This is a genomic window from Flavobacterium sp. LM5 (assembly GCF_002017945.1).
Taxonomy (GTDB): domain Bacteria; phylum Bacteroidota; class Bacteroidia; order Flavobacteriales; family Flavobacteriaceae; genus Flavobacterium; species Flavobacterium succinicans.
In genome coordinates, this window is record NZ_MUFX01000002.1 from 496,663 (window position 1) to 507,556 (window position 10,894).

At 41.6% G+C, this 10,894-nt stretch carries 5 protein-coding genes, 4 tRNA genes and 3 rRNA genes; 1 reads left to right on the forward strand and 11 read right to left on the reverse strand.

The genetic code is table 11. The features are described from left to right. Position 1: 1 nt before the first annotated feature. The 4 genes from BXU11_RS10650 to BXU11_RS10665 form a co-directional block, all read right to left on the reverse strand. Positions 2-868, reverse strand: a complete 867-nt coding sequence (locus BXU11_RS10650) for a nucleoside phosphorylase (protein ID WP_024981223.1) — start codon at positions 866-868, stop codon at positions 2-4. 147 nt (positions 869-1,015) lie between these two features. Continuing rightward, positions 1,016-1,345: a translation initiation factor gene (locus tag BXU11_RS10655; RefSeq protein ID WP_078212511.1), complete on the reverse strand. Its 330-nt coding sequence runs from the start codon at positions 1,343-1,345 to the stop codon at positions 1,016-1,018. A 64-nt stretch (positions 1,346-1,409) separates the two neighbouring features. Then, positions 1,410-1,793 (reverse strand): GxxExxY protein, encoded by a 384-nt coding sequence (locus tag BXU11_RS10660; RefSeq protein WP_078212512.1) that lies wholly within the window; start codon positions 1,791-1,793, stop codon positions 1,410-1,412. 116 nt (positions 1,794-1,909) lie between these two features. Next, positions 1,910-2,863 (reverse strand): isopenicillin N synthase family oxygenase, encoded by a 954-nt coding sequence (locus BXU11_RS10665; protein WP_078212513.1) that lies wholly within the window; start codon positions 2,861-2,863, stop codon positions 1,910-1,912. A 172-nt stretch (positions 2,864-3,035) separates the two neighbouring features. Here BXU11_RS10665 and BXU11_RS10670 point away from each other — a divergent pair, with 172 nt between their 5' ends. After that, complete coding sequence (locus BXU11_RS10670) at positions 3,036-5,012, forward strand: thiamine pyrophosphate-dependent enzyme (protein WP_078212514.1); 1,977 nt, start codon at positions 3,036-3,038, stop codon at positions 5,010-5,012. A gap of 206 nt (positions 5,013-5,218) precedes the next feature. Here the strand turns inward: BXU11_RS10670 and BXU11_RS10675 are convergent. The 7 genes from BXU11_RS10675 to BXU11_RS10705 all read right to left on the reverse strand — a co-directional run bounded on the left by BXU11_RS10675 (position 5,219) and on the right by BXU11_RS10705 (position 10,650). Continuing rightward, positions 5,219-5,304, reverse strand: a tRNA-Leu gene (locus BXU11_RS10675). A 4-nt stretch (positions 5,305-5,308) separates the two neighbouring features. Then, positions 5,309-5,381, reverse strand: a tRNA-Phe gene (locus tag BXU11_RS10680). Between the two features lie 57 nt (positions 5,382-5,438). Further along, a 5S ribosomal RNA gene (gene rrf, locus BXU11_RS10685) occupies positions 5,439-5,547 on the reverse strand. A gap of 155 nt (positions 5,548-5,702) precedes the next feature. Next, positions 5,703-8,579, reverse strand: a 23S ribosomal RNA gene (locus BXU11_RS10690). A gap of 191 nt (positions 8,580-8,770) precedes the next feature. Then, positions 8,771-8,844, reverse strand: a tRNA-Ala gene (locus tag BXU11_RS10695). Positions 8,845-8,932: 88 nt separating this feature from the next. Next, positions 8,933-9,006 (reverse strand) — tRNA-Ile (locus tag BXU11_RS10700). A 129-nt stretch (positions 9,007-9,135) separates the two neighbouring features. Further along, positions 9,136-10,650, reverse strand: a 16S ribosomal RNA gene (locus BXU11_RS10705). The 16S, 23S and 5S rRNA genes sit together here with 4 tRNA genes alongside, the layout of an rRNA operon. Positions 10,651-10,894 lie beyond the last annotated feature (244 nt).

The following is a 10,894-nucleotide window of genomic DNA, read 5'->3' on the forward strand; positions in this document are numbered from 1 at the left end:
ATTATTGGGCTAGTTTATTGAGTGTATACAAAATAAGTTCGTCTACGGCTTTATAAGGATCTTGGCTAAAAGTACCGTTGGCGCGGTTGGCAATGATGGCATTCATAGATAAGCAATGATGTCCTAGTAACTTACCGAGTCCATAAATAGCACTAGTTTCCATTTCTAGATTGGTAATGCGATGCCCTTCAAAACTAAAGGAATCCATTTTAGAATTCAATGCTGAATCTTGAATTCCTAAACGCAACACACGTCCTTGTGGACCATAAAAACCACCAGCTGTTGCCGTAATTCCTTTATGAATTTGTTCACTTGCAATTAATTGCTCCAACTCAGTGGAACAACCTATAACATAAGGCGTTCCTTTTTTCAAATCCCAGTGGGTTTGTTCGATAAAGGCTTTTTCCAAACGAGTCTCAGAAATTGAATCAATCAAATAAGAGCGAAGCATATTGTCTAATCCTAGTCCGTATTGCGCCATCACAAAATGATCTACTGGGATATCAGCTTGCAGAGAACCTGAAGTTCCAATTCTGATGATTCGTAACGCTGTTAGGGTGTCTTTTATCTTTCTGGTTTTTAAATCGATATTGACTAAAGCGTCGAGTTCGTTGAGCACAATATCAATATTATCTGGACCAATTCCAGTCGAAATCACACTAATTCGCTTGCCTTTATAGGTACCAGTTTGCGTTTTGAATTCTCTTTTTTGAACGGTAAACTCGATAGCATCAAAGTGCTTAGTGATTTTTTCTACACGATCTTGATCACCCACAAACAGAATTGTAGTTGCAATTTGTTCTGGCTTTAAGTTAAGATGATAGACACTACCATCAGGGTTGAGTATTAATTCGGAATCTTTTATCATAACCTATGTTTAAATTGTTTAAGGTTTAATCGTTTAATGTTATTAAAATGAGCACTAAAGCCTACATTATGAAGACTAGAGTACGTGCTTTTGTGTTTTTTATCTATGAAACTGAACACTAAAAGCTGCATACTGAAAACTTACTATTTACCCTCCAACTCTTTTTGTTTTAAAGCCTTTCTCCTGTAAAAGTGCCATTATCTTATCGCGGTAATCCCCTTGAATGATAATTGCTCCTTCTTTGAAAGTACCGCCAACACTCAATTTTGTTTTTATTTCTTTGGCTAGAATTTTGAAATCTTCATCGCTTCCTTCGTAGCCTTCTATAATCGTGGTGGCTTTGCCTTTTCGTTTTTCGTATTTGCAAATCATCGGTTCTTTTTGCACGTACAATTCGTGCGCTACTTCCTCAATAGGTTCGTCAGGAAGGGATTGATGATCTGGAAAAAGATGTTTTAATTGGTCTTGTAAATCCATTTTTTGTGTGTTTTGTGTATGTTTTTGAACGCTGATGCCGCGGATTTTTCAGATTTATGAAGTCTTATTTTCTATTATTTTTATATACTTTTCTAATGAATTCAGGTTTTTTGCCAAAATTTAAAAGCAAACCAACTTCACACGAAGTTGCTTTTAAATAATTCAGTATTTGAAATTCATTCGCTTCAACCAAATAATCTTGCGCTTTTAATTCTAAAATTACTAAATCATTTACAATAATGTCAGCAAAATAATCCCCAACTTCAATCTCTTTATAATAAACTTTGATTTTCTTTTGAGCTTCAACGTGAAATCCATTTGCTTTAAGTTCATTATACAAAGCATTTTGATACACTCTTTCTAGAAAACCGTATCCTAACTCATTATAAACTTCAAAAAATATCTTTAATATTGATTTGGTTAATTCTTGATGTAAAATACTACTCATAAATAAATTAATCTGCGCAAATCTGTAAAATCTGCGTTATCCGCGTTCCTTTTTTTTATAAAAACAAAAAGACATCAAGCGAGCTTGACATCTTTTGTATTGTATAAAAGTAAAAATTATTTTTTGATTAAACCCAAATCCACCAAACGCTCATATAAATAATCGCCAGCAGTGATATCATCAAACAATTTAGGGTGTTGATCATCGATACAATTTTCCAAGCAATTTAGTTTCATATCGCTAACAGGATGCATGAAAAACGGAATAGAATAACGTGAGGTTCCCCATAATTCTCTTGGTGGATTCACTACTTGATGAATCGTTGATTTCAAACGATTATTGGTGTGACGGGATAACATATCACCAACATTAATCATTAATTCGTCAGGTTGTGCCATAGCATCCATCCATTCGCCATCGTGATTTTGCACTTGCAACCCTTTTCCTTGAGCACCCATTAATAGGGTAATCAAATTAATATCTCCGTGAGCTGCTGCACGAACGGCGCCGTCTTTTGGCTCATCTGTAATTGGAGGATAATGAATAGGTCTTAAAATGCTATTACCATCTTTTACATATTGGTCAAAGTAAAATTCGTCTAAACCAATAAACAAGGCTAATGCTCTTAGTACATAAACTCCTGTTTTCTCCAACATTTGATAGGCTTGTTTTCCAACTGTATTAAAATTGGCTAATTCTGAAACTTCAACATTGGCAGGATATTCACCAGCGTATTTTGAACCTTCGCTTACATATTGGCCAAAATGCCAAAATTCTTTCAAATCTCCAGCTGAGCGTCCTTTGGCATGTTCTTTTCCAAAAGAAATATAGCCCCTTTGCCCACCAATACCTGGAATTTCATATTTTTCTTTTACTTCGAGAGGAAGTGAAAAAAAGTTACGAACTTCGGTATACAAGTTCTCAACTAATTCGTCATTCAAAAAATGACCTTTTAATGCTACGAAGCCTATTTCTTCGTAAGCGGTTCCGATTTCATTTACAAATTTTTGTTTACGTTTCGGGTCATCCGAAAGGAAATCACGCAAGTCAACACTAGGAATGTTTTGCATATTATTTGAATTTTGATAATTTAGAAGCTTTTTAAAACTTCTAAGCACAAATGTAAAGAATATTTTGATTTGTAATTTTAATTAATCCAAATCAGAACTAAAAAATATAACAAAAAAACAAGAAACTGTTATATTTTTATATCTTTGAAAACTATCTAAAACCTAAAAACAAATGATTTTTGACAGAAAGCAACTTACCAACGATCAATTAATTAGTCTCTATAAGAAAATACTACTTCCCAGATTAATCGAGGAGAAAATGCTCATTCTTATAAGACAAGGTAAAGTGTCTAAATGGTTTTCAGGCATTGGTCAAGAAGCAATTGCTGTAGGTATTACCGCTGCTTTAGACCAAGATGAGTATATTTTGCCAATGCATAGAAATTTAGGAGTTTTTACAGGAAGAGCTATTCCATTACACCGATTATTTTCTCAATGGCAAGGTAAAGCAAATGGTTTTACAAAAGGTAGAGATCGCAGTTTTCACTTCGGTACCCAAGAATATAAAATTATTGGAATGATTTCGCATTTGGGACCTCAATTAGGGGTGGCCGATGGGATTGCTCTGGCCAATACTTTGAAAAAAAACAATAAAATCACAGCCGTTTTTACAGGTGAAGGAGCGACAAGTGAAGGAGACTTTCACGAAGCTTTAAATATTGCCGCTGTTTGGGATTTACCCGTTCTTTTTGTCATTGAAAACAATGGTTATGGCCTTTCTACGCCAACGAATGAACAATACCGTTGTGAAAACCTAGCCGATAAAGGAAAAGGTTACGGAATGGAAAGCCATATTGTGGATGGTAATAATATTTTGGAAGTTTTTACTTTGATTAGTGAATTAAAAGCCTCGATGGTTGAACGTCCTCGTCCTATTTTACTAGAATTTAAAACCTTTAGAATGCGAGGTCACGAAGAAGCAAGCGGTACTAAATATGTTCCTCAAGAGTTGATGGATTTATGGGCAGTGAAAGACCCTGTTGCGAATTATAAAGACTTTTTACTTCAAAATGGCATTCTTACAGAAGCAGAAGATTCTAAAATCAAAGCAAAAATAAAACAGGAAATCGATACCGATTGGGCTTTGGCGAATGCCGAACCGGAAATTGAAGCTAGTTTCGACGAAGAGTTAAATGATGTTTATAAACCCTACGTTGCAGAAATTGTTGAACCTTCAGGAGCTACCGAAAATATTCGTTTTATAGATGCCATTAGTCAAGGATTAAGACAATCCATGCAGCGCTATGAAAACTCTGTTATCATGGGGCAAGATATTGCTGAATATGGTGGTGCTTTTAAAATAACTGATGGTTTTGTGGCTGAATTTGGTAAGGAACGTGTTAGAAATACGCCTATTTGCGAAAGTGCAGTGGTCTCAGCGGCTATGGGATTGTCAATTAATGGGTATAAAGCCATCATGGAAATGCAATTTGCAGATTTTGTGTCTACAGGTTTTAATCCAATAGTAAATCTTTTGGCTAAATCGCATTATCGTTGGTTGGAAAAAGCCGATGTTGTTGTCCGCATGCCTTGTGGTGGAGGAACTCAAGCTGGACCTTTTCATTCGCAAACCAACGAAGCTTGGTTTACCAAAACACCAGGTTTGAAAGTAGTGTATCCTGCTTTTCCTTATGACGCCAAAGGTTTACTCAACGAATCCATTAATGACCCTAATCCTGTTTTATTTTTCGAACATAAATTATTATACCGTTCCATTTATCAAGAGGTTCCAAAGGAGTATTACACTATTCCTTTAGGGAAAGCAGCCGTTTTGAAAGAGGGTGAACAAATTACCATTATTGCTTTTGGAGCTACGGTACATTGGGCATTAGAAACCTTAGCTAAAAATCCACAGCTTAGTGCCGATGTGATTGACTTACGAACCTTGCAACCGTTGGATACCGAAACTATTTTTGCTTCTGTAAAGAAAACAGGAAAGGCCATAATTGTTCAAGAAGACAGTCTTTTTGGCGGAATTGCAAGTGATTTGTCCGCATTGATTATGGAAAATTGCTTTGAGTATTTGGATGCGCCAGTAAAACGAGTAGCCAGTTTGGATTCGCCTATTCCTTTTACCAAAGCACTAGAAGACCAATACTTACCTAAAGGCAGATTCGAAAAAGAATTGCTGGATTTAATCGAGTATTAATTCTAAAATAATAAGCAACCCCCACAAGAGTCATTTTCATCCCACATGGTTCCCGCTATCCGCTAAATCTTGCTTGGGCTTTATTCGCCAAAGCAAGGATACCGCTGCTATCGGGGTTAAGGAGCTACAATGGGCCTATTTATAGGCATTGTTACAACCAAAAAACTCCATTAGAGGTTCTCTAATGGAGTTTTTTTTTGTTTTTGTACTCAGAGCGGGACTTGAACCCGCACGAACATTGCTGTTCACTGGATTTTAAGTCCAGCGTGTCTACCAATTTCACCATCCGAGCAATGTGGTACCTCCAGGGATCGAACCAGGGACACATGGATTTTCAGTCCATTGCTCTACCATCTGAGCTAAGGTACCCTACTTTTAGGAGTAGTTATAAAAAAACCCTTCACTTTTGATGAAGGGTTTTCTAAAGAAAGGCGGCGACATACTCTCCCACAAATTGCAGTACCATCTGCGCAGGCGGGCTTAACTTCTCTGTTCGGAATGGGAAGAGGTGAGCCCCGCCGCAATAACCACCTTAAGGTCGTTTTGCAATGGGTAACCAGTTTGTACTGATTAACATTACATAATATCTTAACATACTGAGATAAAGAATATAAAAAGTTTCAACTTGCCTTGAGCGAAGTCGAAAGGAGAAAGTTCTCTCCCGAGAGCTTTCGCTCTCGGGAAAAAGGTGTACATAAGCTTACGGGTTATTAGTACTACTCGACTATGACATTACTGCCTTTACATCTATAGCCTATCAACGTGGTCATCTCCCACGACCCTTAAAAGAAATCTCATCTTGTGGTGGGTTTCGCGCTTATATGCTTTCAGCGCTTATCCCTTCCAAACGTAGCTACTCTGCGGTGCCCCTGGCGGGACAACAGATACACTAGAGGTTTGTCCAATTCGGTCCTCTCGTACTAGAATCAGATCCACTCAAATTTCTAACGCCCACAGTAGATAGAGACCGAACTGTCTCACGACGTTCTGAACCCAGCTCGCGTGCCACTTTAATGGGCGAACAGCCCAACCCTTGGGACCTTCTCCAGCCCCAGGATGTGACGAGCCGACATCGAGGTGCCAAACCCCCCCGTCGATATGAGCTCTTGGGGGAGATCAGCCTGTTATCCCCGGCGTACCTTTTATCCTTTGAGCGATGGCCCTTCCATGCGGAACCACCGGATCACTATGCTCTACTTTCGTACCTGATCGACCTGTATGTCTCTCAGTCAAGCTCCCTTATGCCATTGCACTCTTCGCACGGTTACCAAGCGTACTGAGGGAACCTTTAGAAGCCTCCGTTACTCTTTTGGAGGCGACCACCCCAGTCAAACTACCCACCAAGCAATGTCCTCTCTATCGAGAGTTAGGCCTCAGATAAACAAAGGGTTGTATTTCAACAATGACTCCACAACGCCTAGCGACGCCACTTCACAGTCTCCAACCTATCCTACACATCATTTATCCAAGGTCAATACTAAGCTATAGTAAAGGTGCACAGGGTCTTTTCGTCCCACTGCGGGTAAACGGCATCTTCACCGTTACTACAATTTCACCGAGCTCATGGCTGAGACAGTGTCCAGATCGTTACACCATTCGTGCAGGTCGGAACTTACCCGACAAGGAATTTCGCTACCTTAGGACCGTTATAGTTACGGCCGCCGTTTACTGGGGCTTCAATTCAATGCTTCTCCGAAGATAACATCTCCTCTTAACCTTCCAGCACCGGGCAGGTGTCAGGCCCTATACTTCATCTTACGATTTTGCAGAGCCCTGTGTTTTTGATAAACAGTCGCCTGGACCTCTTCACTGCGGCCCGATTACTCGGGCGACCCTTCTCCCGAAGTTACGGGTCTATTTTGCCTAATTCCTTAGCCATGAATCTCTCGAGCACCTTAGGATTCTCTCCTCGACTACCTGTGTCGGTTTACGGTACGGGTACTAATTACCTGAAGTTTAGAGGTTTTTCTTGGAAGCCCTTAGGCGCACTATCTCTTTGACCGAAGTCTCCGAGTACTATCGTATTTCCCCAAGCCGCGTGGATTTGCCTGCGCAGCTTATAGGTAGGTACTTCAACGAACTATTCCGTCAGTTCGCGGCGCTTTCATCACTCCGTCACCCCATCACAGTAATCAGTAGTACGGGAATATTAACCCGTTGGCCATCGACTGTCCCTTTCGGGTTCGCCTTAGGTCCCGACTAACCCACAGCTGATTAGCATAGCTGTGGAAACCTTAGTCTTTCGGTGTGCGGGTTTCTCGCCCGCATTATCGTTACTTATGCCTACATTTTCTTTTCTAACCAGTCCAGCATGCCTTACGACACACCTTCAACCCTGTTAGAATGCTCCCTACCACTTACAATTGCTTGTAAATCCATAGCTTCGGTAATATGTTTATGCCCGATTATTATCCATGCTCGTCCGCTCGACTAGTGAGCTGTTACGCACTCTTTAAATGAATGGCTGCTTCCAAGCCAACATCCTAGCTGTCTGGGCAGACAAACCTCGTTCTTTCAACTTAACATATATTTGGGGACCTTAGCTGATGGTCTGGGTTCTTTCCCTCTCGGACTTGGACCTTAGCACCCAAGCCCTCACTGTTATCAATCATTATATAGCATTCGGAGTTTGTCAGGAATTGGTAGGCGGTGAAGCCCCCGCATCCAATCAGTAGCTCTACCTCTATATAACTAAAATAACGCTGCACCTAAATGCATTTCGGGGAGTACGAGCTATTTCCGAGTTTGATTGGCCTTTCACCCCTACCCACAGGTCATCCGAAGACTTTTCAACGTCAACCGGTTCGGACCTCCACACTGTGTTACCAGCGCTTCATCCTGCCCATGGGTAGATCACACGGTTTCGCGTCTAACACTACTGACTAAAGCGCCCTATTCAGACTCGCTTTCGCTACGGATCCGTGGCTTAACCACTTATCCTTGCCAGCAACGTTAACTCGTAGGCTCATTATGCAAAAGGCACGCCGTCACCCCACGAAAGGGCTCCGACCGCTTGTAAGCGTATGGTTTCAGGATCTATTTCACTCCGTTATTCACGGTTCTTTTCACCTTTCCCTCACGGTACTGGTTCACTATCGGTCTCTCAGGAGTATTTAGCCTTAGCGGATGGTCCCGCCAAATTCAGACAGGGTTTCACGTGCCCCGCCCTACTCAGGATACCACTATCCTTTACATTCATTACTTATACAGGGCTATCACCTTCTTTGGCTCTACTTTCCAGTAGATTCTAATTCTTTATGCAAGAAATCTCGTGGTCCTACAACCCCAACATTGCCGTAACAACATTGGTTTGGGCTAATCCGCGTTCGCTCGCCACTACTTACGGAATCACTTTTGTTTTCTTCTCCTCCGCCTACTTAGATGTTTCAGTTCAGCGGGTTTGCCCACCTATCGGTGTACTATGTCTTCAACATAGTGGGTTGCCCCATTCAGGTATCTACGGATCAATTCGTGTGTGCCAATCCCCGTAGCTTTTCGCAGCTTATCACGCCTTTCTTCGCCTCTGAGAGCCTAGGCATCCCCCATACGCCCTTATTTTGCTTATTGTACCAATCATAAAATTAATTATGACCGTTTTTTTTCGCTTTCTCTAATAAATCAGAGAAAACTGCTTTCTACTTTTTATTATTTCTTATCTCAATATGTCAATGAACTTTAAATAAGTATTAAGTATTCTGTATTAAGTACTAAGACCTTATTGTCTTAATTCTTGATACTATCATCTTGATACTATCTTGTGGAGAATAACGGAGTCGAACCGTTGACCTCCTGCGTGCAAGGCAGGCGCTCTAGCCAGCTGAGCTAATCCCCCATTTTTTGTAAAATTCCAAATTTTTAAATTCCAAATTCCAAAAAAAAAGGATTTCAACCTCTAGAATTTCCTAATTAAGTGTAAATAGTAGTCCCGGGCAGACTCGAACTGCCGACCCCTACATTATCAGTGTAGTACTCTAACCAGCTGAGCTACGAGACTCTGTTTTTTACTTAATTCTTTATTCAATTTCTTTAAATTAACAGCAAGAGTAATATAATCGGTGTCATAGCACCTTTAAAATCTTCTTCTTTTTCCTTAGCGTGCTTTACGCTAACACTAAGGCTCTAGAAAGGAGGTGTTCCAGCCGCACCTTCCGGTACGGCTACCTTGTTACGACTTAGCCCTAGTTACCAGTTTTACCCTAGGCAGCTCCTTGCGGTCACCGACTTCAGGCACCCCCAGCTTCCATGGCTTGACGGGCGGTGTGTACAAGGCCCGGGAACGTATTCACCGGATCATGGCTGATATCCGATTACTAGCGATTCCAGCTTCACGGAGTCGAGTTGCAGACTCCGATCCGAACTGTGACCGGCTTTGTAGATTCGCTCCTGGTCACCCAGTGGCTGCTCTCTGTACCGGCCATTGTAGCACGTGTGTAGCCCAAGGCGTAAGGGCCGTGATGATTTGACGTCATCCCCACCTTCCTCACAGTTTGCACTGGCAGTCTCGTTAGAGTTCCCGACATGACTCGCTGGCAACTAACAACAGGGGTTGCGCTCGTTATAGGACTTAACCTGACACCTCACGGCACGAGCTGACGACAACCATGCAGCACCTTGTAAATTGTCTTGCGAAAAGTCTGTTTCCAAACCGGTCAATCTACATTTAAGCCTTGGTAAGGTTCCTCGCGTATCATCGAATTAAACCACATGCTCCACCGCTTGTGCGGGCCCCCGTCAATTCCTTTGAGTTTCATTCTTGCGAACGTACTCCCCAGGTGGGATACTTATCACTTTCGCTTAGCCACTGAACTTGCGCCCAACAGCTAGTATCCATCGTTTACGGCGTGGACTACCAGGGTATCTAATCCTGTTCGCTACCCACGCTTTCGTCCATCAGCGTCAATCCATTAGTAGTAACCTGCCTTCGCAATTGGTATTCCATGTAATCTCTAAGCATTTCACCGCTACACTACATATTCTAGTTACTTCCTAATAATTCAAGTCTAGCAGTATCAATGGCCGTTCCACCGTTGAGCGATGGGCTTTCACCACTGACTTACTAAACCGCCTACGGACCCTTTTAAACCCAATGATTCCGGATAACGCTTGGATCCTCCGTATTACCGCGGCTGCTGGCACGGAGTTAGCCGATCCTTATTCTTACAGTACCGTCAAGCTCCCTCACGAGGGAGTGTTTCTTCCTGTACAAAAGCAGTTTACAATCCATAGGACCGTCATCCTGCACGCGGCATGGCTGGATCAGGCTTGCGCCCATTGTCCAATATTCCTCACTGCTGCCTCCCGTAGGAGTCTGGTCCGTGTCTCAGTACCAGTGTGGGGGATCTCCCTCTCAGGACCCCTACCCATCGTTGCCTTGGTAAGCCGTTACCTTACCAACTAGCTAATGGGACGCATGCTCATCTTTTGCCGTTGTGACTTTAATGTGAAAATGATGCCATTCTCACATACTATGAGGTATTAATCCAAATTTCTCTGGGCTATCCCTCTGCAAAAGGTAGATTGCATACGCGTTACGCACCCGTGCGCCGGTCTCTAGTTCCGAAGAACTATACCCCTCGACTTGCATGTGTTAAGCCTGCCGCTAGCGTTCATCCTGAGCCAGGATCAAACTCTTCATCGTATATTGTGCGCTTAATAAATTAAGCTATTTTTATGCGAATCCAATTCTATCGGTGTTTATTCTAATCTCTCGATTATCTTACTCTTTTTTTCTTTGTCTTATCTTTCAATAAGACGGCTGTCAATTCAATATGTCTAGGAACGTATTCTTCTTGTTTTCTGCGCTTTTCGTTGTCGCGATTAGCGGGTGCAAAAGTAGAAATTCTTTTTTTAACTGGCAAGAAAAAAATGAAGTTTTTTTTGAG